The 22,411-nt window shown below is 68.6% G+C and carries 25 protein-coding genes and 1 tRNA gene; 15 read left to right on the plus strand and 11 right to left on the minus strand.

The features are described 5' to 3' along the window. Positions 1–12: 12 nt before the first annotated feature. The 7 genes from FHR38_RS13305 to FHR38_RS13335 all read left to right on the plus strand — a co-directional run bounded on the left by FHR38_RS13305 (position 13) and on the right by FHR38_RS13335 (position 5,118). Positions 13–1,377, plus strand: a complete 1,365-nt coding sequence (locus FHR38_RS13305) for a hypothetical protein (RefSeq protein WP_184534969.1) — start codon at positions 13–15, stop codon at positions 1,375–1,377. Further along, positions 1,374–3,017, plus strand: a complete 1,644-nt coding sequence (locus FHR38_RS13310; protein ID WP_184534970.1) for a hypothetical protein — start codon at positions 1,374–1,376, stop codon at positions 3,015–3,017. The genes FHR38_RS13305 and FHR38_RS13310 overlap by 4 nt, the downstream gene beginning before the upstream one ends. 16 nt (positions 3,018–3,033) lie before the next feature. Beyond that, positions 3,034–3,228 carry a hypothetical protein gene (locus tag FHR38_RS13315; RefSeq protein WP_184534971.1) on the plus strand — a complete coding sequence of 65 codons (195 nt, stop codon included), beginning with the start codon at positions 3,034–3,036 and terminating at the stop codon, positions 3,226–3,228. Then, positions 3,228–4,094 carry a peptidoglycan recognition protein family protein gene (locus FHR38_RS13320; RefSeq protein ID WP_184534972.1) on the plus strand — a complete coding sequence of 289 codons (867 nt, stop codon included), beginning with the start codon at positions 3,228–3,230 and terminating at the stop codon, positions 4,092–4,094. The genes FHR38_RS13315 and FHR38_RS13320 overlap by 1 nt, the downstream gene beginning before the upstream one ends. 5 nt (positions 4,095–4,099) lie before the next feature. Continuing rightward, the gene (locus tag FHR38_RS13325; RefSeq protein ID WP_184534973.1) at positions 4,100–4,393 is read left to right on the plus strand and encodes a hypothetical protein; all 294 of its coding nucleotides are present in this window, start codon (positions 4,100–4,102) and stop codon (positions 4,391–4,393) included. Then, positions 4,390–4,629 (plus strand): hypothetical protein, encoded by a 240-nt coding sequence (locus tag FHR38_RS13330; protein ID WP_184534974.1) that lies wholly within the window; start codon positions 4,390–4,392, stop codon positions 4,627–4,629. Before FHR38_RS13325 ends, FHR38_RS13330 begins: the two co-directional genes overlap by 4 nt. A gap of 231 nt (positions 4,630–4,860) precedes the next feature. Further along, positions 4,861–5,118, plus strand: coding sequence for a hypothetical protein (locus FHR38_RS13335; protein ID WP_184534975.1), 258 nt, complete (start codon positions 4,861–4,863; stop codon positions 5,116–5,118). Between the two features lie 860 nt (positions 5,119–5,978). On the opposite strand, the gene FHR38_RS13340 is transcribed toward FHR38_RS13335, so the two are convergent. Next, a complete protein-coding gene (locus FHR38_RS13340) occupies positions 5,979–6,383 on the minus strand; it encodes a hypothetical protein (RefSeq protein WP_184534976.1) in 405 nt (134 codons plus the stop codon). 65 nt (positions 6,384–6,448) lie between these two features. Beyond that, a complete protein-coding gene (locus FHR38_RS13345; protein ID WP_184534977.1) occupies positions 6,449–6,853 on the minus strand; it encodes a hypothetical protein in 405 nt (134 codons plus the stop codon). A gap of 542 nt (positions 6,854–7,395) precedes the next feature. On the opposite strand from FHR38_RS13345, the gene FHR38_RS13350 reads away from it, so the two are divergent. Continuing rightward, a complete protein-coding gene (locus FHR38_RS13350; RefSeq protein ID WP_184534978.1) occupies positions 7,396–7,614 on the plus strand; it encodes a winged helix-turn-helix domain-containing protein in 219 nt (72 codons plus the stop codon). Here FHR38_RS13350 and FHR38_RS13355 read toward each other — a convergent pair. The 6 genes from FHR38_RS13355 to FHR38_RS13380 all read right to left on the minus strand — a co-directional run bounded on the left by FHR38_RS13355 (position 7,611) and on the right by FHR38_RS13380 (position 13,052). Next, positions 7,611–8,177: an NUDIX hydrolase gene (locus FHR38_RS13355; RefSeq protein WP_184534979.1), complete on the minus strand. Its 567-nt coding sequence runs from the start codon at positions 8,175–8,177 to the stop codon at positions 7,611–7,613. The genes FHR38_RS13350 and FHR38_RS13355 overlap by 4 nt on opposite strands. Before the next feature lie 25 nt (positions 8,178–8,202). After that, positions 8,203–8,418: a hypothetical protein gene (locus FHR38_RS13360; protein ID WP_184534980.1), complete on the minus strand. Its 216-nt coding sequence runs from the start codon at positions 8,416–8,418 to the stop codon at positions 8,203–8,205. 148 nt (positions 8,419–8,566) lie between these two features. Further along, positions 8,567–10,483: an FtsK/SpoIIIE domain-containing protein gene (locus FHR38_RS13365; RefSeq protein ID WP_184534981.1), complete on the minus strand. Its 1,917-nt coding sequence runs from the start codon at positions 10,481–10,483 to the stop codon at positions 8,567–8,569. A gap of 2 nt (positions 10,484–10,485) precedes the next feature. Continuing rightward, positions 10,486–10,854, minus strand: a complete 369-nt coding sequence (locus FHR38_RS13370) for a TraA-like protein (RefSeq protein WP_184534982.1) — start codon at positions 10,852–10,854, stop codon at positions 10,486–10,488. A gap of 86 nt (positions 10,855–10,940) precedes the next feature. Next, positions 10,941–11,543: a hypothetical protein gene (locus FHR38_RS13375; RefSeq protein WP_184534983.1), complete on the minus strand. Its 603-nt coding sequence runs from the start codon at positions 11,541–11,543 to the stop codon at positions 10,941–10,943. Between the two features lie 69 nt (positions 11,544–11,612). Beyond that, on the minus strand, positions 11,613–13,052 hold the full coding sequence (locus tag FHR38_RS13380) for a hypothetical protein (protein ID WP_184534984.1): 1,440 nt from the start codon (positions 13,050–13,052) through the stop codon (positions 11,613–11,615). A gap of 149 nt (positions 13,053–13,201) precedes the next feature. Between FHR38_RS13380 and FHR38_RS13385 the strand changes: the two genes are divergently transcribed. Both FHR38_RS13385 and FHR38_RS13390 read left to right on the plus strand, forming a co-directional pair. Next, complete coding sequence (locus FHR38_RS13385; RefSeq protein WP_184534985.1) at positions 13,202–13,435, plus strand: hypothetical protein; 234 nt, start codon at positions 13,202–13,204, stop codon at positions 13,433–13,435. Positions 13,436–13,511: 76 nt separating this feature from the next. Continuing rightward, complete coding sequence (locus FHR38_RS13390) at positions 13,512–14,639, plus strand: helix-turn-helix domain-containing protein (protein WP_221449008.1); 1,128 nt, start codon at positions 13,512–13,514, stop codon at positions 14,637–14,639. Between the two features lie 776 nt (positions 14,640–15,415). Here FHR38_RS13390 and FHR38_RS13395 read toward each other — a convergent pair. Continuing rightward, positions 15,416–15,502 (minus strand) — tRNA-Ser (locus FHR38_RS13395). Between the two features lie 88 nt (positions 15,503–15,590). Here FHR38_RS13395 and FHR38_RS13400 point away from each other — a divergent pair. Further along, on the plus strand, positions 15,591–16,175 hold the full coding sequence (locus tag FHR38_RS13400) for an AAA family ATPase (protein WP_246446504.1): 585 nt from the start codon (positions 15,591–15,593) through the stop codon (positions 16,173–16,175). Between the two features lie 3 nt (positions 16,176–16,178). Beyond that, entirely contained in the window at positions 16,179–17,156 is a 978-nt protein-coding gene (locus tag FHR38_RS13405) for an NAD(P)H-quinone oxidoreductase (RefSeq protein ID WP_184534987.1), read from the plus strand. Between the two features lie 45 nt (positions 17,157–17,201). Here FHR38_RS13405 and soxR read toward each other — a convergent pair whose 3' ends face one another. Further along, positions 17,202–17,642: a redox-sensitive transcriptional activator SoxR gene (gene soxR / locus FHR38_RS13410; RefSeq protein WP_184534988.1), complete on the minus strand. Its 441-nt coding sequence runs from the start codon at positions 17,640–17,642 to the stop codon at positions 17,202–17,204. Between the two features lie 47 nt (positions 17,643–17,689). Here soxR and FHR38_RS13415 point away from each other — a divergent pair, with 47 nt between their 5' ends. Together FHR38_RS13415 and FHR38_RS13420 are read left to right on the plus strand one after the other, a co-directional pair. After that, positions 17,690–18,388 (plus strand): thiamine pyrophosphate-binding protein, encoded by a 699-nt coding sequence (locus FHR38_RS13415; RefSeq protein WP_246446506.1) that lies wholly within the window; start codon positions 17,690–17,692, stop codon positions 18,386–18,388. 23 nt (positions 18,389–18,411) lie between these two features. Then, positions 18,412–19,290, plus strand: coding sequence for a transketolase family protein (locus tag FHR38_RS13420; protein WP_184539619.1), 879 nt, complete (start codon positions 18,412–18,414; stop codon positions 19,288–19,290). Between the two features lie 2 nt (positions 19,291–19,292). Here the strand turns inward: FHR38_RS13420 and FHR38_RS13425 are convergent, their stop codons facing one another. Further along, positions 19,293–20,000: a glycosyltransferase family 2 protein gene (locus FHR38_RS13425; protein WP_184534990.1), complete on the minus strand. Its 708-nt coding sequence runs from the start codon at positions 19,998–20,000 to the stop codon at positions 19,293–19,295. Positions 20,001–20,248: 248 nt separating this feature from the next. Between FHR38_RS13425 and FHR38_RS13430 the strand changes: the two genes are divergently transcribed. Beyond that, positions 20,249–22,384 (plus strand): hypothetical protein, encoded by a 2,136-nt coding sequence (locus tag FHR38_RS13430; protein WP_184534991.1) that lies wholly within the window; start codon positions 20,249–20,251, stop codon positions 22,382–22,384. Positions 22,385–22,411: the final 27 nt, after the last annotated feature.

A 22,411-nucleotide genomic window follows, 5' to 3' on the forward strand; every position in this document is an offset into this window, starting at 1 on the left:
AGGCAGGCTGATTTGTACGAGCTGCAGTTCGTTGACACGATCACCGCGGATCCTGTTGTACGGCTGGATCTTGCTCGGCCGCCGTGGAGGCTACGTGATGGCACCAGCTTCGGGCTGCCGGAGTTGCGCCGGTCCGCGGTGTCCACACTGCTGGTTGACGGCGAGCGGTATCCGGCAGCGGCGTACGGCAACCGCACGCTCCACGTGGTTCTACAAGTAGCCGGCACGGATGACGAGGTCGCTGCGGAGCTGCAGCGGCTGCATCGGGAGTTGGACCGGCCGACCGGCCTGCTGCGATATCGGCCGGGCACGAGCGAGCCGGTGTTCTTCCGGACGTTTCGGTCCGGTCCGGGGTCGGTGGTGTGGAATCCGTTCACCAAGGAGGTCGCTGCCTCAATCCCGGCCGACCCGTTCGCCTACGGCCTGCGGGTCGACCTGCCGGTGTGGTCGGCGGTCGCTGACCCTGCTACCGGCATGTACCTCGACGTAGCCGATGTGCAGGGCGATGTGGAGACGCCGCTGTTCCTGCGGGTCGACAACGGGGTGATCGATACTGGACGTCGCATGTCGGCCATCGGTGTGCGCCGCTGGGGTGACCCGGCGGCGGTGCCGTATGTGTTGCAGGCGGAGTCCATGTCGCCGTCCGCGAGTACCACTGTGCAGCCCAACGATCCGGCGATGAGTGGTGCCGGCAGCAACTACCAGCGGTGTACGTTCGGCATTTCGGGCATGACGACCCGCCTGTCGGCGACCCACCCGGCTACGCCGAGCCCTGAGGTGCGCGGCACCTATCGGGTGTGGTGCCGGGCGCGGAAGACCGTCGCTGCGGATACGATCCAGATGCGGCTGACAGTGTCCCTGGACGGTGCGACGGTCACCGGTGACACAGTGACCCTGCCGACTGGAATCGTGCCCCGGTGGGTGGATCTGGGGCTGGTGCAGTATCCGATGGGGCCGGATCCGGCTACGGACGGCTACTCGGGAACGCCGCTGGCGGTGCGGGGGCAAACGTTGCTGCTGGAGGCGGCGCGGCTGCTCGGCACCGGCAACCTCGACATCGACGCACTGGCGTTCGTCCCGGCGGATGACCGGCTGTGTCTGATCAAATGGTCGGCGTTCAGCGGTCCTATCCATTTTGTGGTCGACTCGGCCGCTGATCGGGTGTACGGGGTCGGCGCGTCTGGTGAGGTGCGTGCCAGCGAACTGGTGGAGGTGGCCGGCGGATATCCGATGGTCAGCCCCGGTGTCACCAACCGGCTGCACTGGATTTGGGATGTGGGATCGACCAGCGCCCCCGGCGCTGGACTGACGATCTCGGTCGACGTCAACCCCTACTACTGGCCCCGGTACCTGTACGTGAGGCCGGTGGCGTCATGAGCCTGCCTATCCCACTGACGGTGCGGCTGTCCACGTCGCGGGCGTTGCGGCACATCACCCGGGACGTGCGAGACCTAACGTTCGGCTGGTCGGACCCGGGCGGATACACATCTTGCCGGGTGTCCCTGGACCGGCCGCTTACTTTGCAGCCGGACGAGATCGCTTACTACGGCATCCTCACCGTGCACGATGCCCGCACCGGGATGACGGTGTGGGAGGGCCGCCTGGAGGATCCGGGCCGGTCGGCCGGCTCGGATGGGCAGGTGTGGGACCTGGCGGCCCTCGGCGGCCAGGTCCACACGAGGGACCGCACGATTCCGCTGATCTACGTGGACCAGCCGATGACCGGACTGGAGAGGGTCGACAACGCCACCCCGGGGGCGCAGGACTCGGTCGGCGCGGACCCGGGCGACACGACCGGCCTCCGGCAGGCCCTCGTCCTGCAATTCCCGTCTGGCCAGCCGGTGGTGACCAACTCGCGGGTGACCGTCCGGTACACCGCGGTACAGCGGGCAGGGCAGCGGCTGGCCCGCTGCGACTACCAGTGGGACGGCGGGCAAACGTCGAGCAACCTGCGGGTGGAGGCGATAGCCCGCACCGACGGGAGCCTCGGCGGGGGGTCGGTGGCCCGCTCGGACAACATCTCCACCGCCGGCGGCGGGTCGTCTCCTCGGGTGATCGGCACCCACTGGTCCACGGACCGCAACACCCTGGACTGGCGGCTCACCTACGTCGGTGGCGGCGGAACCGTCACCACCGACGACAACTGGGCGTCGATCTGGAACATGGTGGTGCTGGGCACCCGGTACAACAAGTCCGGCACCGAGCTGGGCGTCTACCCGAACAGCTATGTGCTCGCCTCCGAGGTGGCGGAGGATCTGCTCGGCCGACTGCTCACCCAGTACGACGGGCCGGGGGCGACGATTGTCACCACCACCCACCAGATCGACCAGCTCGCCTACCCGGACGGGGTCGACCCGGCCCGAATCCTGGAGGACCTGCTAACTCTGGAGGCCGGCCACACGTGGCGGGTGTGGGAGCGGGGCCCCACCGGCCGATATCGGTTCGAGTTTGTTCCAACGCCATCCCAGGTGCGGTACGAGGCGAGCGTGGTCGACGGCTACGACAGCCAGGGCAGCGCAGATGGCCTCTACAACCGGGTCACCGTGCTGTGGCGAGACTCCGGCGGGCACATCCGCACCACCGAACGCACCGCCACCGTGCCGCTGCTGGACGCCGCCGGCCTGATCCGGCAGGGCCGCATCGACCTCGGCAGCGCGGTCGGATCCGTAGCCGACGCGCAGCGCGCGGGGGACCAGTGGCTGGCTGACCGCCGCTACCCGCCCAACGCGGGCAGGCTTCGTATCGCCCGCCCGATCTTGGATTTGCAGACCGGGCGGATGGTGCAGCCGTGGGAGATCCGTCCCGGGCTGATCCGAGTGCGCGGCATCCTGCCCCGCCCCGACGCCCTCAACACCTCGGTGCGAGATGGGGTGACCGTGTTCCGGGTGCGCGGCGTCGAGTACCGGGCGTCCGACGGTGCCGCCGTCCTCGACCTGGACTCGTACGCGCCTTCCACGCCCCGGCTGCTCGCCACCGCCACCGACCTACTGCAGCGCAAGCTGCCACCCCGACGATGAGAGGACGGTGGTCGAGATGACCCAGCCGCCTGAGCCGCTGTACACGCTCGCCCAGGCGAGGCAGCTGCTACTGGAGGAGAGGTGTGCCCTGCAGGGGCACCAGTTGAGCATGGTGGACGGCTCTGCGTCGCGTCTGGCCTGCGGCCACTGTCGCAACGTGTTCAACCTTGTCGTCGAGCCGCCCCCGACCGTTCCGACCGGGGGCGAGTGATGGCCCGCCTGACGTGGCTGCCGGAGGTGCTGCGGGACGCTGGTCTGACCGTGCACGAGGTGTCCGGGTGGCGCGGCCGGGGCTCAGACCTCTCCACGATCCGGGGTATCACGATCCACGAGACGAGGGGTTCCCGACAGTCCACCGATGCTGGTGAGATCAACGTCCTGCTGCACGGGTCGAACACGGCACCGCCGCCGATCGCGCAGCTGTACCTGTCTCGCACCGGCGACTGGTGGGTCGTGGCGTCCGGCAGGTGCAACCACAACCTGGTCGGCTGGTCGGGGCCCAACCAGGGGCACGGCAACAACACGTTGGTCGGGATCGAGGCTCAACACGCTGGCGGGGAACCATGGACGGACCGGCAGTACCGGTCCTACGTGCGGGGTGTGGCCGCCCTGGTGCGCCGGCTCGGCATCCCCGTCAACCGGGTGGGCGGGCACAAGGAACACCAGCCCGCCGGCTACGGGCACGCCAGCACCAAGACCGATCCGAGTTTCGACATGGACCAGTTTCGGCGGGACGTCGCGTCGGTACTGGCGGGAGGGGATGACGACATGAGTGAGGCGGCGAGCCGGATCGTGGAGGCATGGTCGCGGGGCCTGCCCAAGACACCGGCCGGCGAGAACGTAGAGCCGGTGCAGTGGCGGATGCGGGACGAGGCGTGGCAGGCGCAGGTCCTCGCCCAGCTGCGCCAGCTCGCCGGCAAGGACTGGGTAGATGAGCAGCAGATCGTCGACGGGGTGCTGGCCGGGCTCGGCGGCCGGGACCTGGACGAGGTCGTCGAGGTGCTGGTCGCGGCGATGGGGCCGGATCGCGCGGCCGAGCTGGGCCGGCGGCTCACCCCCACCGGCCCGGCGAGCTGACGTGCGTGCGCGCCGAGAGGCTCATCACGATGGCCCGGGACGCCGGCTGCATCCTGGTCGGACTCGGGGGGATCACCCACCAGCAGATCACCGGGCAGGTCAGCGAGACCCTGCTGGCGGTGTACGTGGCACTGCTCGGCGTGCCGGCGGGGATCGGCCTGCTGTCGCTGCGGTCGAGTGGGACGACTGGCGAGACCGGTACGACCGGGCCATCGTCGTCGTCTCCCTCGCAGCCCTCGGAGCCGGCGCGGTCATCGCGGCCGGGCTCGTCGGCGGGGGCGGGGGGTGAACCGCGGTGAGACGACCGTCGCAGCCCCTGTGGTACACGCTGCTGGCCGTGGTGGTGTCTGTGCTGGTCACCGCCGCTGCTGCGCTGGTGATCGCTGACCGGGCCGCGCGGGAGTCGGAGCGGCGCTGGTGTGACGTCATCACCACGATGGATGAGGCGTACCGGGTGGCTCCGCCGCAGACGGAGATCGGTCAGCGGCTGGCCCGGGATCTCGCTGCCCTGCGTGAGGACTTCGACTGCCCGTAGCTACCGGCACTGGTGGTCCGGGTCGGTGGTGACCTGCTCACACGTCCGGCATGTCCAGACGCGGCCCATGCAGCCGCACGGGTTGCCACCCCAGCTCGGCACCGGTCCGGGGTGACCGGCGGGGCATGCGGCGGGCGCCCACTCGCGCCAAACCCGCTGGCCTGCCCGGTTCCGCATCCACCATCCGCGCACCACCGCGCAACCCTACTGTCCCTCTACCTGGAGGTTTCCATGTCCCACAACCTGCCCGCTTCCGGCTCGGAGCCGGCCGAGCCGCTGGTGACGGTCGGCACCATCACCGCCGGAGTGACCGCCCTGCTCGCGCTGCTCGTTGCGTTCGCTGTGCCGATCTCCGACACCCAGCAGACGGCGATCCTCGGCGTGGTAGCCGTCATCGCCCCGCTCGTGGTGGCGGCGGTCGGCCGACGTCGGGTGTACAGCCCGGCGACGGTCAACCGGCTGATCCACGTGTCTCGAAACCGCCTCTGACCTGCCGATATCCACCCTTGGGGTAGCACATCACCCCAGGGTGCCGCAGATCTTGGCCTAGCGGCCGTCTCAGACTGTTTTGCCTGGTCAGAACATTATCAACGCCCCCTCACTGCCTCTCGCGAGGTGGTGAGGGGGCGTTTCTGCAGCACGAAGCCGCCCCGCTCTCCCGTGTGGAGAGCGGGGCGGCTTCGTGCGTCCGGGGTCAGGCGATTCAGCGCCTCTTCTTCATCTCCTGCAGAACAGCTAGGGATACCCCCTCGCTCCTCGCTTCGCATCGGTTCGTGCAGTAGAACTTGCCGTCCGGCACCTCGTATCCGCATCCGGCGCGCATGCAGAGCCTCTTGGGCTTCTTGGACTTTGCCATCGCTCCTCCAGGTCTGGGCTCCTACTTACAAGTGAAATCATAGGGTGCAATAGGATTTCAAGTCAAGGGTTTACCAGAGCAAGCAGGGGTTGGTTGACCGAAAATCTTACTGCGGAATAATGGTTCGACATCAGTCGACAACACACCAAGGACCCACATGGCAGCCGATATCCCCGGCACGGACGGAAACCTCATCGCACTTGGGGCTGTGATATCAGCTGCCGCACACATTGAGGACCCAATCGCCCTGGCCAGACACCTACGCGCGCTCGCCGACGCAACCAAAACCGGCCTCGCCGCTGCACTCGACGCCGCTGTCGTACGAGCCACCGGCCAACATCCGTATGCCACTGTGGCCGATAAGCTCGGCGTCAGCGAGGCCGAAATTTCCCGACGCGTAGGTGCCCACCGCCGGCGGCAGGGCATTCCTGCACGGCCTGGGCGACCGCGCGCTACCTGACTAGAGATATCGGTGCTCCGCGCTCGACACCCGCTAGCTGTCCGCCGTCCACGCATCCAGGGTTGGCCTGGACACCTTGAGTTGGCGGGCCAGGCTGGACTTGCCCCGCCCCCCGGATGCGGCGATCACCTGCCGGGCATGCGCGGCGGTCGCCTCACGCACGGCGGTCACGTACTGCTCGGCGTGGTGTCGCTCGGCGACCAGTACGGCCGTGGTGGCCTCCGTATCCCGGATCAAACCGATCACCGTCAGGCCGTCGCATCCGGCCCGCTCGGCGATGGTCCGGTGGTTGACGCCGGCCAGTACGGCGGCGGTGACGGTCCTGGCTGCCGCCTGTTCGACGCGGTGGTAGGTGGTGGTGACGTGCGGGGTGCGGGCGGTAAGCATCGCGCGTACCGCGTCGACGGCCGTGGCCGCCAGTTGGTCCGTGTTGGTCATCAGCGCCTCTCTCTCATGTGGTTCAGCCGCCGCACCCCGGGATTGGGGTGCGGCGGCCTTGTTGGTTACAGCACCGGCTCGACCAAGTGGTCCATCTCGTGGGCCTGGAGCTTGAGCCGGGTGGCGATCTCCTTGCGGGCCTCGGGGGTGTCCCCCGCCGTCTTCAGCAGATCCCCGGAGAGCTTGCGCATGTCGGCCTCGATGAAGAGCGCGTCCTTCATGATCCGCCGGTACTCCTTCACCAACTCCCGCTCTCGCGCGGCCGGGTCGGAGACCATGTTGAGCAGCGTCTGCGGGTGGATCCCGGACTCTAGGGCCATATCCCACACGCTCGCCCCGGCGATCACTGCGGCGTTGACGGCCTCGGCGGCGCGCTTGCGCGCGTTGCGCCAGTGGGTCTCGGCCGGGTCGTAGTCGCCGCCGTTGAAGAGGTCCTTGACCAGGGTGATGGCGACCAGTACCTTGTCCATTTCTGGCTCCCTCTGTGTAGTTTTCAATGTCCCGCTTGCTTGTAAACCTATCTTACGCATATGAGCACTAGAACGTAAAGAGGGTTTACAAGATTCTTTGAGGTAAATCTAGAGAAAGATCAATGCCCGGGCCCGGACGTGCCGGTGACCTTCCGCCACCACCCGGCTGGCGGTGGCAGTGGCCTCGCCGACGGGTCGAGCCTGCCCGCCGCACCGGAGCCGGGCAACCGCCCGCGCGCCGCCTGTGGACAACGGGGGCGGCTGTGGACGACACCCTGATCATGTGCCCGGCGTGGTATGTGCCCGAACACAGCGCGACGCCCCGGAGACCTAGTCGCGGAGCGCCGCACCTGCAGGGGGTCTGACCCGGGGCCGGGCGCAGGCCCCTTAGCTAGGCCCGGCCCCGGAAGATGCCCTCCAACGCCAGCCAGAGAGACATCTGCAGGTCAACCTAGGTCACAGTGTGCACAGGGTCAACTGTGCGCTTGAGGCGGAGTGCCGGACATGATCGGATGGGCGGGCCAGCCAGGGAGAGATCCGCCATGCCTATCCCCATGTCGTCGCGTCAGATCGCGGACGACCTGACCGCCCGTATCCGCGGCGGGGAGTACCCGCCGGGTAGCCGCCTGCCGTCCCTGCGGGAGCTTGCCGCCCTCTACTCCGTCAGCGTCAGCACCATCCAGCGCGCCCTGGAGTTGACAAAGGACCGCGGCCTGGTGATCGGGTCACCAGGCCGCGGACTGTACGTGTCAGAGGGCTAGAGCGTGAGCTGCAGGGCGTAGAGCAGGGTCAGCGTTTTGAGGTCCGCCTCCGGCGACTGCCGGTACCGGGCGATGTGACCCGCCAGCCCGGACAGCGGCAGGTGCACCGTGGTGATGTACCCGTCGACCGGGCGGGCCGGCGTCGTACGGAGACCCGACGTCAGGAACGCCCACATGCGCTCGTCGGAGTAGCCGGGCGACACGTACGCCCCGGCGGCCACCGTCGTCCACACCTTGGCGGTCAGCCCCATCTCCTCGGCCAGCTCGCGGGCTGCGGTCTCGCGCGGGTCATCCCCCGGGCAGTCCAGCACCCCTGCCGCCGCCTCCAAGGTTGGTGCGCCGAGGGCCCCGATGCGGGGCTGCCGCACCAGCAGGTACTCCCCGGCCTCGTAGTCGACGGGCAGCACAGCGGCTGCCACCGGTCGGCGCACCAGGCCGCACTCCCACGGTTCCTGGTAGGTGGGCAGCTGGGCTCGGACTCGGTCCAGGCTGGTGTTGCCGACGGTGGCGAGCCGCTCGGGCTGGCCGAGGATCCGCATCGGACTGATCGTGGTGGTGGTCATAGCAATCGTCCCCTCAAATATCGACTCAGAACGCGATCCAGGCCAAAGCGCCACCGGCGAGCAGCACCAGGCCGACACCGATGACCCAGCCAGCAGCGTCGCCGGCGTACAGCCGCGCGACCCGCAACCGCTCGGCAGCGAGGGACCAGGCGAACGCCCAACGCTCGAATCGGCGGCCCGCCTCCCAGGCTCCGAGAACGCCGACGATGACTCCGACCGCGAACGCCAGAGCGAGTTTCATGATTCACTCTCCGTTTACTTCACACGGATCACGCGATTTGCACGAACATGTGTGCACGGCCATCCACATGGCCCCCTACCTGGGGGTCGGCGGCAACCGTGCGGGCCGTGCGCATGGTGCACACGGCCCGCCTTGCGGTTACTGCGGGTCACACCGGTTCTGGTACACGGATGCGGTAGTGACCCCGGTCGGTGGCGGTGAGCAGTGCGTCTGCGCCACGGGTGAGTGCTCGCAGCTGCTGGTACAACCACGAGCCGGACAAGCCGGTTTCGGCGAGCACGTCGCCCAACTCGGTCGGCCGGACCACGTCGACACCAGCGTCGGCGAGGGTCAACAGATGGGTACGGAGCGTCTCCCGGGCCTGGGCGGGGGCCATCTTCGGCCGCTCGCCGAATGAGAACCGGGGCATGCCGGGTGGGGCGCTGATCGGCGTCGCCGGGTCAACGTCGTCCGGCGGGTCTCCCGGGTCGATTGCCTTGTTGAGGGGTGGCGTCGGAGTCTCCTCTCTCGTCGGCGCGGAGGGGTGGATGCTCTCCGCTGGCGTTGTCTGCCGGGTGGCCGCCCCGGCCGGCCGGTACGGAGCGACGGCTGCCGCCCGGTCGTCCTCGTCCGCCACGAACGACCGGGCAGGCATGATCCAGCGGGCGGGGTCGGTGCCGGGCACCTCGGCGTACAGGTAGCCGGGCTTGGTGTTCTTCCAGGCCCACGGCATCGCCCCGGCGTCGAGGGTGGCGTCGGACAGGGCCATGCCAGCGTCGGTCTCGCTGTCGACTCCGAGGCAGATCGACCCGCCGATGTTGGCCCGTGCGCTGGTGGGGAATCGGTCGTGGCTGGCTCGCTGGAGTCCGAAGATGAGGCTGATGCCCGCGCTTCGCGCGGCCTCGGTCAGCTCCGTCACCAGCGGGTTCCCGGCGGCTACCTGCGCTGCTTCGTCCACGATCGCAACCCGGTAGCGCGGGCACTGGGCGCAGCCCTCGGTCCACTGCTTGTGCCCGTGCTGGCCGATCTGCCTTGCTCGGGTGGCGATGTCGGCGTACAAAACCTCCAGCATGTCGCTCGTGTCGTCCTCGGTCATCGCGAGCCGGGCCGCCCCATCCTTGGCCCACTGCGGCAGCTGGTGGCCCTTGCGGGGGTCAGCCAGCCACAAGTCGGCGTCGATGCGGGACAGCACTTCGGCGGCAATGTTGAGCAGCACCTCGGTCTTGCCGGCACCGGTCATGCCCACCACCAGGAAGTGGGCGGCGTTGCGTCCAGCAGCATGGTCACCGGGTAGCCACACCATCAGCGGCTCCCCGTCTTCCATCACGCCGAGCACCAGCGGCAGCGCGATGGACCTTCCCGGCGCGGACAGGCCAGGCCAGGTAAGCGTCTCCCGGAGCTGGTCAACCGGCACCACCTCGACCCGGCCACGCCGCGCAGAGTCCGGATCGGGCAGGACCCGTACCGCCGTCTCCGGCACGTCAAGCGCGGAGGCCAGAGCCGCCCGGTCACCAGCCAACTCCTTGACCGAGGTACCCGGCTCCAGCGTGATGGCGGCAGCCGCCTTGGCACCATTGATCGTCGGTCGACCAACGGTCGCATTACGCAGACTCTTCACTGCCTCTGCCAGGCCACCGCCGGCCGAGCTGGTCGGGTCCTCACCAACGGACCGCAGGATCCGCACGACCGCCATCGCGATGCTGGCCGTCGGTGCCCCGAGCAGCCACATGTCCAGCCACGGGGACGACCAGGGGGCGGCGATGGTGGCCCCGATCGCCCACGCCGACCCCGCCACGCAGGTGGTGGTGGCGACCGCCCGCCGAACGATGCCCCGTGCGGCGGCGGCCCGCCACGTCAGCGCTGTCAGCGCGGTACCTGCCAGGGTGAGACCAACGGCGACCCCGCCGATGGCGGCCGGGTCATCAGCCCACCGCCAGTGCGCCAAACCGGTGGCCACCGCCAGGCCGACCGAGCCGGCCGGGGTGACCAGATAGGGCCACAGCGGCAGCTTCACCGTGTGGACGCTGGCCAATCCGGTGTCGCCGGTGGATATCCCGGCGTTCTTCGGCATCTTCGTCTTCGCCATGTCTACGCCTTGAACTTGAAGTCGGGCTTGCGGGCTCCCCGGTAGCCGGCCGCCGACAGCTCGGGGTCGAACGCGGCGACAAACCGGTTGGAGGCGGTGATGATGTACTGGCTCGCGACCACCAGCGCCTCGCTGGCCTGGCCGATCGGCCGGGACACCTGGTTGGCGCGACGGCGTCCCGACAGGCCGCCGACGGACAGGCCGCCGGAGACAGTGCGGAGCTTGGCGTCCAACTCGCTTGCGCAGATGCCCAACTCCAGGGCGCCAGCGTGGAGGATGCGCCGAGAGTTCTCGCACCATTCGATCAGGGCGAGGTTGTCGGTGAGCGCGTCCGCACCGACGAAGAACGACTTGCTGGCGGGCTGTGTCATGGTTGGTGTTCCTCTCTGGGGGATGCGGAGGGCGACCTGCTGGTCTAGGGCGTGGTCGCCCTCCACGCTGATGAATGTGCAGGGACCTACAAACGCTGACCCGCAATGTCCAGATCCTGATCGGCCTGCATGTCCCACTCGGTGGAACGCCCGGCCCGCTGGTCCATCCCTAGTGCGGCGACCATGCCAATCCCGGCCAGGAACGCAACCCCTACCCCCGTCGCTCCGAGAGTGGCGCTGACCTCGCCTTGCGTCTCGACCGCGATCAGGGTGACGGCGATCAGGGCGATCAGCCCGGCCAGCGTGTACGCCACCGTGGTCCAGCGGGTGGTGTCGTAGCTGACCTGGGGCTCCGGGTCGACGTCGGCGCACGGCTGGTCCATGTCCATGTCGACCTCGACCGCGTACAGCACCTCCGGCGGCAACCCGGCGGCGGCCTCGACGTGACGGGCGAACCGGGACTCCTGCAGGGCCCGCACCCCGGCCGGGGTGAGCTGCCACACCCGACGAGCCGGGTCCGGCACCAGCGCGACGTGCCCCGCCAGCAGCGCCGCCCGCACCTCGAGGTCGAGGTAGGCGACGTTGTCGCCCTCGTCGGTCTGGGTCACGGCCTGGCCCTCGACCAGATCCAGGAGACGCTCCTGGTCTTCGTCCAGCCGGTGGATGACCGGTAGCTGTGTTGCGGTCATGATGGTGGTTCCTCCTCTGGGGAATGGGGCGCGGCCGGGATGTGAGAGTCGGTGGCCGCGCCCCGCTTGCTACTTCTTCTTGCCGAGCACCCGGCGCACCGTGCTGATGCTGACGTTGACCTGTGCAGCGATCTCGGCGTCGGGAGTGTTCTTCTTGGCGAGACGCTTGATCTGCGCGTCGCGCTGCTTGATGTCGCCCTCGCGGCCCCCCATGGCCACCTGGCGACCGGTGCGGCTGGCCACAGCAATGGCCACACCACCACCTGACTCGTGGCCGCCCTCAGTGGCCATCGACATGGCCACCTTGCTGGCCACAGTGGGAGCGTCTTGCGTGGCCGTCACGATGGCCAACAGATCCACATCGTCCTGGCCGCGATCCTGGCCACCGTCGTGGCCAGAGAGTTGGCCATCGAGATGGCCAGCCGCAGCGCTCGCGATGGCCACCTGCGGCGTACCGTCGATGGCCGCGCATGTGGCCACCGGCTTGGCCGCCACAATGCCGACCGTCGGCGACTGGTAGAACGCGTGGGCACCCATGGCCAGTCGGTATCGGGCCCGCTTCGCCTCGGCCTTGATTTCCTCCAACGCGGCACGGGTCGCGTCATCCAACTCGCCGGACGCGGGGGCAGCAGGCAGGGCAGCGGACCCACGTCGTAGCACTCGGCCGGCTACGCGCAGCCGGCCACCGTCCAGGGCCTGAGTCCGGCGCTGCCGCTCCTTGTTGTAGCCCTCCCAAGCCTTGCGCGGGTCTCGCTCGTTGTGTTCGATCGACCACCGCTTGGCGGCCCACGTCCGGAGCGGGAAGGCTCTACGGCGCGCTGGGGAAAACTCGACGCCGGCCTCATCAATCAGGCCTTCGGCAACCAGCTGGATGTGCTGCTTCCAGCGGCTGTAGAGGCCCCAGAGCCAGGGTGATGAGACAGACAAGGTCCCGAGGATTACGGCCATGGCCGTCGGCTGCCATCCATCGCTGAAGTGGCTGTAGTTGACGGCCCCGAAGAGCAGGGCAACCCCGTACGACGCGCGGCGCAACTTTGCCGCCGTCGAGTGGGCCTTCCGTAGCAGATGCTCGTGGGCCTGCCAGCCGATGTAAAGGGAGATGCTTTCGGCGGCGGCGGCCACCCCGATGGCCACGGCAACCTTCACGGGGGCTGGCCAATCCTCGGGGGCCTCCCCGTAGACATAGCCGATCTGCCCACCGATCGACGCGGCGTTGGACAGCAGCAGAGGGCCAGCGGTCCGGGCGAGGTGGCCAATTTTCTGGAGTTGGGCGACACGCTTTGCTCGGCGCTCGGCCTCTTCCTTCTTGCGTCGCTCCTCGGCTTCGGCCTGCTCTCGCGCTTCAGCCTTGGCGGTTTCGCGGGCGGCTTCCTCGTCTTCGCGACGCACCTTCGACAACAACCGCTCACGCTCGATGAGGGCGTTGGTCTCCGCAGCAAGGGCGGCAGCGATGGCTGCGGCGTCGGGGGCAACCACCGGAGTGCGCTGGGGGCGGCGGAACAGCTTCATGGCGGTCAGACTGCCACACGAATGGAAGAGTTGTAAAGCTTGGTAGGGTTGTGAGAGTGTGAGTCATGCTCATTCAGGCCAGTGATCGCCCACCGCCCCCGCATCTGAGACCATGGGTCAACCTGGCATGGTTGGCAGAGGGGGACGGCGTGACCGAGCAACAGGGATACCTGACAATCCGACAGGTAACCGCACGCCTCCACACCGCCGGCTACAACGACAGCCAGCAGACCGTTCGCAGGTTGATCGACGCCGGCCACCTCGGCACCGAGGGTGCGGACTGGTACCGCACCGAACGCGGCGGGTACCGCATGGTCAGTCCGGCGGCAGTGGACCGGCTTGTCGCGAAACGCAAGACGGCATCCACGCCGCCAGCCGAGTAGCAGTCGCACCCTTACCACCTCCGCGATCAAGCCTTGATCGCGCAACGATGATCCGTAAGGGTGGATGTGTCCGCTGGTGTCTGCAGACGGGGGGCGGACGATCGTGAGCTTCGGCAACGCGCTGAAAGATCTACGTTCTTCGCATGGCCTCTCACTCCGGGCGCTGGCCCAACGCGCCCACTACTCCCGCAGCTACCTCCACGAGCTGGAGACCGGTCGCAAGCCGCCCACCCACGATGTCGCCGAGCGGCTCGACCGCGTGCTCGACGCCGGTGGCCGGCTCGTCGCCCACCTGTCCGCCCCGATCCAGCGCCTGCCGGACTGGGCCGATGAGCGGGTGGGCGCAGTGAGCACCGGACGGTGCCGGCCCGACCCCACCGTCGTCGATCAACTCGGCCAGGCGCTCGCGGTGCAGCGCTCACTGGAGGATTCAGTCGGCGCGCGGGCGGTGCTGCTCCCGGTGCTCGGGCAGATCTCCACCGTCCAGGCCGTCCGCGGCAACGCGGACGGGCCACTGCATGACGAGCTGTTGTCGCTGGAGTCGCAGTACGCCCAGTTCGCCGGCTGGCTCTACCAGGACCAGGCCGACCGGTCAGCAATGGCCCAGTGGTACGCCCGCGCCCTCAGCCAGGCCACCGAGGCCTGCGACCCGTCCATGGTGGCGTCCATCCTGTCGATGCGGTCCAACGCCGCCTGGTCCGCCGGTGACCACCGCCGGGCGGTCACGCTGGCCGAGGCATCCTGCCGCCAGCCGGCCACCCCCGGCACCCTCGCCCTGTCCCAACAGCAGTTGGCCCGCGGCCTGGCCGCCGCCGGGGAGCGAGACGCCAGCCTGCGGGCACTCGACGAGGCCGAGCACCTACTCGACCAGGCCCGGCGACAGCCCGACCGCGAGCCGGCGTGGATCTACTTCCACGACCCGGTGCGCCTGCAGATGCAGCGGGCGTTGTGCCTGCGCGAGGCCGGCGACCACCAAGCCGCCATCGGCCTGGTCGAGGCGGGACTACGCGACCTGCCCGCGTCGTACACCCGCGACCGGGGCTCCTACCTGGCCCGGCTCGCCGTCACCTACGCCCTCTCCGGGGAGCGTGACGGGGCCCGCGCAACTGCCGCCCAGGCGCGCGTGCTCGCGGAGGCGACCGGGTCGACGAGGACGCTGGCCGAGATCGCGCTGGCAGTGCGACTCGCCGATCCGGTCGCTTGACATCGGCTGATCGACTCTGGCCTACTCGTACACTCGTACGAAACGCCCTCACCCGTCCTATCTAGACAGTCAGTTGCACCGCGCCCGGACGTGCAATTTGCATTGATCAGAGCGCCTGTCTCGATGTCTCCGATGGAGATCCTGTCGTAACATGAGTGATCCATCAGGACTTACGTAACGGTTTGTTTGCAGATGTACGGGTTGGGGGGCTTGCCCTCTAACCGCCCGCCACCCCACGACGGGCTCATGCCGACAGCGGCACCACACCAGCCGCCCAGGAATGAAGGTGCAGCCAGCCCACCTTCACCGTCGTCGAAGGAGAAGTCCGATGCACGAGACTCGGGGGCCGAGTCGCACCACCCTCACAACAGCCCTGACGTACCTCTCAATCGGCCTATGGGCGTCGGCTGGCGCCGCCGCAATTCTTACCTGGAGCGACGCGACGCATAGCTCGGTCGCGGCGCTCACCGCCACGGCAGCCGCAGTTTCCGTTGCGGCATTGCACCGTCAGGTCGCGGATCTACGCTCAGCACACCGCGCACTCCTAAAGCGAGTTACCGACGCGGATATGCAATCTGAGGTCAACGGTGTGCGAATGTTGAAAATCCTGGCCGCACTCGAAGCGATTCAGAGGCCTGGTGCCACTGTTATCGATCTTGCCCCTCATGCTGATCGAAGGTCGCGCGGGGCATGACTCCCCCCACCAGCCCCCCACGATCGTGGGGGGCTGCCCGGCAACTGCGGGATGACGTGCGATTATGGAGATCGCAGGTAAGCGGAGGGTGTGGGATTCGAACCCACGAAGAGGTTGCCCCCTTACCGGTTTTCAAGACCAGCGCCATCGGCCACTAGGCGAACCCTCCGTGGCTGGGTAAGTCACCTCACGCAGCCGCCCCTAGTGTGCCACGCCGGTCTCTCGGGCCGGGTGCCCCCACCACCCGGGACACTGGGATGATCAAGGACATGCCGGACACGCCACCGCCGCCGCCCGCCGTTGTCCTGATCACGGGCATCATGGCCGCCGGCAAGTCGACCGTCGCGCAGGAGTTGGCGAGCCGGCTGCCCCGATCCGTACACCTGCGGGGTGACGTCTTCCGCCGGATGATCATCAACGGTCGGGTGGAGATGACCCCGGAGACCGAGGCCGAGGCGGTCCGGCAACTGCACCTGCGCTACACCCTGGCCGCCAATGCGGCGGACACCTACTTTGCCGCCGGCTTCACGGTCGTACTCCAGGATGTGGTGCTCGGGGCGGACCTGGCCCTCCTGGTCGACACGATCCGGAGCCGCCCACTGCTGGTGGTGGCGCTCACCCCGCGCCCGGAGGTGGTGGCGCTCCGCGAGCAGGAGCGTTCCAAGACGGGGTACGGCGAGTGGACGCCACAGCAGCTCGACGCGGGTCTGCGTACGGAGACACCACGTCTCGGGCTCTGGCTGGACACCTCGGAGCAGACCCCGGCGCAGACCGTGGACGAGATCCTGGCTCGGGCGTGGACCGAGGCCGTGGTGAGGGATCCGGCAGTGGGGTATGACTGAGCCATGCGTGCGATCACGATTACCGAGCCGGGTGGACCTGACGTGCTGGCCTGGACGGAGGTGCCCGATCCGGAGCCGGGCCCCGGTGAGGTGGTCGTCGACGTACGCGCCAGCGCGGTGAACCGCGCTGACCTGCTGCAACGGCAGGGGCACTATCCGCCGCCGGCGGGTGCTTCGGCGTACCCGGGGTTGGAATGCTCCGGCGTGGTCAGCGCGACCGGCCCGGGGGTTTCCGGTTGGCAGGTGGGTGATGTGGTGTGTGCGTTGCTGACCGGCGGCGGCTACGCCGAGCGGGTGGCGGTGCCGGCGGGCCAGCTGCTGCCGGTGCCGGCCGGGGTCGATCCGGTCGACGCCGCCGCGCTGCCCGAGGTGGCCTGTACGGTCTGGTCGAACCTGGTCCAGTTGGCCCACCTGAGTATCGGCGAGACGCTGTTGGTGCATGGTGGCGGCAGCGGTATCGGCACCTTCGCCATCCAGCTCGGGGTGGCCCTAGGGGCGACGGTGGTGGTGACGGCGCGGCCGGCGAAGCACGAGCGCCTTCGTGAGCTTGGCGCGGCGCACACGATCGACTACACGACTCAGGATTTCGTCGAGGAGATCCGGCGGATCACCGACGGTCGGGGCGCGAACGTGATCCTGGACATCATGGGTGCGGCGTACCTGGGGCGGAACGTGGCCGCGCTGGCGACCGGCGGCCGGTTGGTGGTGATCGGCATGCAGGGTGGTCGGAAGGCGGAGTTGGATCTGGGTGCGCTGTTGGCGAAGCGCGGGTCGGTGTCCGCGACGGCGTTGCGGTCCCGGCCGATGGAGGAGAAGGCGGCGATCGTACGGGGGGTTCGCGAGGAGGTGTGGCCGCTGGTGGAGTCGGGGGCGATCGGCCCGATCGTCGACCGTCGGCTGCCGATGGCGCAGGCCGCCGAGGCGCATCGGATCGTCGAGTCCAACGATCACCTGGGCAAGGTATTGCTCACCGTCGACTGACCACGCTCATCTGGACTGACCGTACTCACCGTCGACTGACCGTGCTCACCGTGGACTGACCAGGAGCCGGGCGCCGGCTCCCTCCTCGGCCAGTTCGTCGCTGGCGTTCATCACGTTGCAGCGTTGTAGTGACAGGCAGCCGCAGCCGATGCAGCCGGTCAGGTCGTCGCGGAGCCGGGTGAGCAGGTCGATCTGTTCGTCCAGTTTGTGCCGCCAGCCGGCGGAGAGCCGGGCCCAGTCGGCCTTGGTGGGGGTGCGGGACTCGGGCAGCGAGTCGAGCGCGGTGCGGATCTCCTCCAGGGAGACGCCGACCTGCTGGGAGATCCGGATGAACGCGACGCGGCGCAGCACAGTCCGCTCGTACCGTCGTTGGTTGCCGCCGGTGCGGGTGGCCCGGATGAGCCCGAGCCGCTCGTAGTATCGAAGCGCCGAGGGTGCCACCCCGGATCGGATGGCCAGTTCGCCGATGGTCAGTGGTTCCTGCATCACGTTCGCCTTGAGTTGAAGTGCACTTCAACATGCAGGCTAGCCGCATGACCGCACCGACGACCACCGGCTACGTCGACCTCGACGGCCTGCTGCGCCGGCTCACCGGCGACGAGAAACACTCCGCCAGCGCCCATTCGACGCTCGATGTCGTCTGGGTGCTCTACGACCGCGTGCTGCGGGTCACTCCAGAGAGCGTGGACGACCCGGAACGTGACCGGTTCCTGCTCTCCAAGGGGCACGGTCCGGCCGCCTACTATGCCGTACTGGCCGTGAAGGGGTTCATTCCCGAGGCGTGGCTGGACGATCTGGCCGGTCCGGAGAGCCGGCTCGGTCACCATCCGGACCGGCTGCTGGTCCCCGGTGTGGAGATCAGTTCCGGTTCGCTCGGCCACGGCCTGGGACTGGGCGTGGGCACCGCGCTGGGGCTGCGGGCCCAGGGCATCACCCAACCCCGGGTGTACGTCCTGCTCGGCGACGCCGAGTTGGACGAGGGTGCCAACCATGAGGCGATCGCGTACGCCGGAGCCACCGATCTGCCCAACCTGACTGCGATCGTGCTCGACAACCAATCTGCCACGCACGGCTGGCCGGGTCCGGGCGGGATCGCCAGCCGGTTCACCGTCAACGGATGGACCGCCGCGACCGTGGACGGTCGGGACCATGACGCGATCCACGCCGCTCTGACCGCCCACCAGCCCGACCAGCCGCACGTCGTCGCCGCGGTCGTCGACCCGAGGAAGTGACCGTGGACTCGAAGGAAGTGACCATGCGGGACAGTTTCGTGACAACCACCAGCGCGCTGCTCGCGGACGATCCGCGTACCGCCCTGGTGCTGGCCGACATCTCCGCGTCCGTGTTCGCCCCGGCCGCCCACCGTCATCCGGAGCGGGTGCTCAACGTGGGCATCCGTGAGCAGTTGATGATCGGGGTGGCGGGCGGGTTGGCGTTGACCGGGCTGCGGCCGATCGTGCACTCGTACGCGACGTTCCTGGTGGACCGGGCGTACGAGCAGATCAAGCTGGATCTGGGCCACCAGGGAGTGGGCGCGATCCTGGTCAGCGTGGGTGCGTCGTACGACGGGTCGGAAATGGGCCGGACACACATGTCGCCGGGGGACGTGGCACTGTTCGACACGATCGGCGGCTGGACGGTGCAGGTGCCGGGGCACCGGGACGAGGTGCCGGCGCTGTTGAAGGCGGCCACCCCACACGACGATCCGGTCTATCTGCGGCTGTCCACACAGTCGAACCGGTTGTCGTACGGCGGGGACACCCGGTTGCAGGTGCTGCGGCGGGGTACACCGGGCGGGCCGCTGATCGTGGCGGTCGGGCCGATGCTGGATCCGACGCTGGCGGCGGTGGCGGGGCTGGATGTGACGGTGGCGTACACGCACACCCCGAGGCCGTTCGACACGACCGGTCTACAGGCGCTGGCCGGGTCGGAGGTGATCCTGGTGGAGCCCTACCTGGCGGGTACGTCGAGCGCGCTTGTGAATGGGGTGCTCAGTCACGTACCGCACCGGTTGTTGTCACTCGGGGTGGGTCACGCCGAGATCCGTCGCTACGGCACGCCGCAGGATCATGCCCGGTGGCACGGCTTGGACGCAGCGGGGTTGCGGGCCTCGATCAGCGCTTTCCTGAGCTGAGATCAGCGCTTTCCTGGGATGACGCCCCGGCGTCGGGTGCGCTCGCGACCGAGGATCCACAGCGCCTCGACGCCGTCCTTCCAGGTGATCTTCTTGCCTTCGTCGCGCCCTCGGGCGTGGTAGCTGATCGGCACCTCGTAGGGGCGGATTCGCCGCCGGAGCAGTTTGCCGGTGACCTCCGCCTCCATGCCGAAGCCTCGGGAGCGGATGTCCAGCGAGCGGTAGAGCCCGACGGGCAGCAGCTTGAAGCAGGTCTCCAGGTCGCCGATGTAGGAGTTGAACAGGACATTGGCGGCGGTGGTGACGGCTTTGTTGCCCATTACGTACCAGAAGCTGTAGGAGCTGTGGCTGCCGAATGTCCGATTTCCGTAGACAACCGTCGCGCGTCCGTCCAGGACCGGTTCGAGCAGTTTGGTGATGTCCTGCGGGTCGTATTCGAGGTCGGCGTCGAGGATCACCATGTATTCGCCCTCGGCGTTGTCTACCGCCGTACGGATCGCCGCACCCTTGCCCGCGTTGCGCGGATGGGTGATGACCCGGACCCGGGTGTCGTCGGCCCGACCGAGGATCTCGCCGGTGCCGTCCCGGCTTCCGTCATCGACCACGACGAGTTCGATCTCGCACGGGTAGTCCACCGCCAGCGCCTGCTTCAGGGCGTCCGCGATGCGTTCTTCCTCGTTGTAGACCGGCATGAGGATCGAGAGCTTCACGGGGACATCTCCACGGTGGCGACGACAGATCCTTGCTAGCCTAGCCTGCGGCGAGGAATAGGTCTGTCCTGACGTCTGCCGCATCCGGCCGTGTCTGCTCCAACCGCCATCGCCGGCACTATCGAGCCTGCCGCCACCGACAGTGGTACCCAGCCTGCCGCCACCGGCAGCGGTGCCTACTCCGTCCGACACCCGCACAAGGCTGCCTTCGCGTGGGGCAGCCAGGATCATGGTGTTTACTTCCGGCCATGCCGGCTGCATGGTCCCCGCTCGTGGTGGCACCCGTAATCGCCTTCTTCGCGATCATGTATGCCTTCCGTCCAGCGCCGAAGAGCGTTGGTCAGCCGGTACGCCTGTCGGTGGTCCGAGCGGCGTTGGTCACTGGCGCGTACGCGGTGCTGACCGTCGAGTTGCTCGGCGCGTACGGCTGGTTGACCGCGCCCGCGATCGCGGCGGTCTGGCTGCTCTTCCTGCTGGTCGCGCTGGCCTTGGCGGTCTGGCGGTGGCGCCGCTCGGCCGCATCATCGGACCAACCCCGGTCGATATTGCGGGACGCGCGCCGCGCCGCATCGAGCGGCTGGGAGACCATCCGGGCCGAGGGGTGGCGGCAGGCCAGCCTGGCCGAGCGGCTGATGATCTGTGTCATCGCTTTCCTGGTACTGGCCGAACTGGTCATCGCCCTGCTCGCCGAACCGAACAACTTCGACTCGCAGACCTACCACCTGCCGAAGGTCGAGCACTGGGTGCAGCAGGGCAGCCTGGAGATGTGGGCGACCGCCATCCACCGGCAGGTGAGCATCCCGCCCGGCGCCGAATATCTGTTGCTGCACCTACGCCTGTTGACCGGTGGCGACACCCTCTACAACCTGGCGCAGTGGGCGGCGGCGATCGGCTGTCTGGTGGTCGCGACGCGGATCGCCGCGCAACTCGGCGGGGGCCGGCGGGCCCAGGTCATCACCGCCTTCCTGGTGGCGACGACGCCGATGGTGGCGCTTCAGGCGACAAGTACGCAGACCGACCTGGTGGCCGCCGCCTGGGCCGGTTGCGCAGCGACCCTGGTGCTGGACAACCTGTCCCGGCGGGCCACCATCGGCGCGGTGCTCGCGCTCGGCACCGCCACCGGGCTGACGGCCGTCACCAAGACCAGCGGGCTGATCGGGGTCGGTCCGATGCTGGTCGTGTGGGGGGTCGCCCAACTCCGGCAAATCTTCCGGCCAGCGCCATCCGCAGACCGTGCGGCCGCCACGTCCGGTACGGGGCGGGTACGGGCGGTGTTGGGCATCGGTGGCGTCTCCATCGCCATCCTGGCCGTCGCCGCAATGATCACCGGGCCGTACCTGGTGCGGATGACCGTCGAGTTCGGCAATCCGCTCGGGCCGCCCCGGCTGCGCGAGTCGATCCCGACCACCCGACACGACCCGCCCGCTGTCCTGGTCAACGGGCTGCGGATCGGGCACACCGCGTTGGACACCCCGCTGAGTCCGCTGCGAGACGTCACCGCGTCCGTCATCAAGCAGGTGGCGGAGCTGGTCGGCGTCGACCCGCAGGATCCGGGCATCACCTTCGGCAAGACCACGTTCCCGGTGCGGTCCTGGTATCCCGACGAGGACCGGGTCGCGTTCCCCCTCGTCGGGGCGCTCGTCCTGATCGGCGGGGTACTGGCGCTGGCGCGTCCACAACGGATCTCACCGGAGCGCGCCGGCACGCTGCGTGCGTACGCAGTCGCGATCGGGGTCACCGTGGTCCTGCACAGCGCGATGATCAAGTGGCAGCCCTGGGGAAATCGGCTGGTGCTGTACGCGTTGCTGCTGGCCGTACCGCTGGCCGGGGTGTGGCTGGACGCGATGTTCCGGCGTCGGTCCAGCAACCAAGCAGAGGACGCTGGCCGAGCAGAGGACGCTGGCCGAGGTGGTCGGCGTTCGGTGGCAACCCTGGCGGCGGTGGCCGTACTCGCCACCTCCGCACTTTCCGGGGTGCTCGCCATCTCGTACGGCTTCCCCCGCCGACTGGTCGGTACGGGGTCGCTATTCACGACCTCCGACTGGGAGACCCGGTTCCTGCGTCGTCCGCAGTGGGCGGAGGAGTTCCGGTGGGCGGCCCAGGAGGTCGAGGCCGCTGGTGCCCGGCGGATCGGCCTGGTGCAGCAGAACGACAACTGGGAGTACCCCTGGTGGTTGCTGCTGCGCTCTGGCGACAGTGACTCGGATCGGGAGATCGTGGCGCTGCAGTCGGTGCTGGACGGCCGACCGCCAGCTGATCCGCGCACTGTGGACGCGATTGTGTGTACCGGTGACCGGAAGGCGTGCACCAGGTTGGTGCCGCCCGGTTGGCGGGTCGAGTTCCGCGGTTACGTGGGCTACGCCCTGCCACCGCACACTCCCTGAACCCCAGCCACCCGCCCGACGTCGTAG

Origin of the sequence: Micromonospora polyrhachis (assembly GCF_014203835.1) — a bacterium.
Classification (GTDB): Bacteria; Actinomycetota; Actinomycetes; order Mycobacteriales; family Micromonosporaceae; genus Micromonospora_H; species Micromonospora_H polyrhachis.

What these genes read in the sequence shown, in the direction of transcription:
- FHR38_RS13310 (WP_184534970.1), top strand. Translation starts at nt 1,374, where the DNA reads ATGAGCCTGCCTATCCCACTGACGGTGCGGCTGTCCACGTCGCGGGCG.
- FHR38_RS13315 (WP_184534971.1), top strand. Translation starts at nt 3,034, where the DNA reads ATGACCCAGCCGCCTGAGCCGCTGTACACGCTCGCCCAGGCGAGGCAG.
- FHR38_RS13320 (WP_184534972.1), top strand. Translation starts at nt 3,228, where the DNA reads ATGGCCCGCCTGACGTGGCTGCCGGAGGTGCTGCGGGACGCTGGTCTG.
- FHR38_RS13335 (WP_184534975.1), top strand. Translation starts at nt 4,861, where the DNA reads ATGTCCCACAACCTGCCCGCTTCCGGCTCGGAGCCGGCCGAGCCGCTG.
- FHR38_RS13340 (WP_184534976.1), bottom strand. Translation starts at nt 6,383, where the DNA reads ATGACCAACACGGACCAACTGGCGGCCACGGCCGTCGACGCGGTACGC.
- FHR38_RS13345 (WP_184534977.1), bottom strand. Translation starts at nt 6,853, where the DNA reads ATGGACAAGGTACTGGTCGCCATCACCCTGGTCAAGGACCTCTTCAAC.
- FHR38_RS13350 (WP_184534978.1), top strand. Translation starts at nt 7,396, where the DNA reads ATGCCTATCCCCATGTCGTCGCGTCAGATCGCGGACGACCTGACCGCC.
- FHR38_RS13355 (WP_184534979.1), bottom strand. Translation starts at nt 8,177, where the DNA reads ATGACCACCACCACGATCAGTCCGATGCGGATCCTCGGCCAGCCCGAG.
- FHR38_RS13360 (WP_184534980.1), bottom strand. Translation starts at nt 8,418, where the DNA reads ATGAAACTCGCTCTGGCGTTCGCGGTCGGAGTCATCGTCGGCGTTCTC.
- FHR38_RS13365 (WP_184534981.1), bottom strand. Translation starts at nt 10,483, where the DNA reads ATGGCGAAGACGAAGATGCCGAAGAACGCCGGGATATCCACCGGCGAC.
- FHR38_RS13370 (WP_184534982.1), bottom strand. Translation starts at nt 10,854, where the DNA reads ATGACACAGCCCGCCAGCAAGTCGTTCTTCGTCGGTGCGGACGCGCTC.
- FHR38_RS13375 (WP_184534983.1), bottom strand. Translation starts at nt 11,543, where the DNA reads ATGACCGCAACACAGCTACCGGTCATCCACCGGCTGGACGAAGACCAG.
- FHR38_RS13380 (WP_184534984.1), bottom strand. Translation starts at nt 13,052, where the DNA reads ATGAAGCTGTTCCGCCGCCCCCAGCGCACTCCGGTGGTTGCCCCCGAC.
- FHR38_RS13400 (WP_246446504.1), top strand. Translation starts at nt 15,591, where the DNA reads ATGATCAAGGACATGCCGGACACGCCACCGCCGCCGCCCGCCGTTGTC.
- FHR38_RS13405 (WP_184534987.1), top strand. Translation starts at nt 16,179, where the DNA reads ATGCGTGCGATCACGATTACCGAGCCGGGTGGACCTGACGTGCTGGCC.
- soxR (WP_184534988.1), bottom strand. Translation starts at nt 17,642, where the DNA reads ATGCAGGAACCACTGACCATCGGCGAACTGGCCATCCGATCCGGGGTG.
- FHR38_RS13415 (WP_246446506.1), top strand. Translation starts at nt 17,690, where the DNA reads ATGACCGCACCGACGACCACCGGCTACGTCGACCTCGACGGCCTGCTG.
- FHR38_RS13420 (WP_184539619.1), top strand. Translation starts at nt 18,412, where the DNA reads ATGCGGGACAGTTTCGTGACAACCACCAGCGCGCTGCTCGCGGACGAT.
- FHR38_RS13430 (WP_184534991.1), top strand. Translation starts at nt 20,249, where the DNA reads ATGCCGGCTGCATGGTCCCCGCTCGTGGTGGCACCCGTAATCGCCTTC.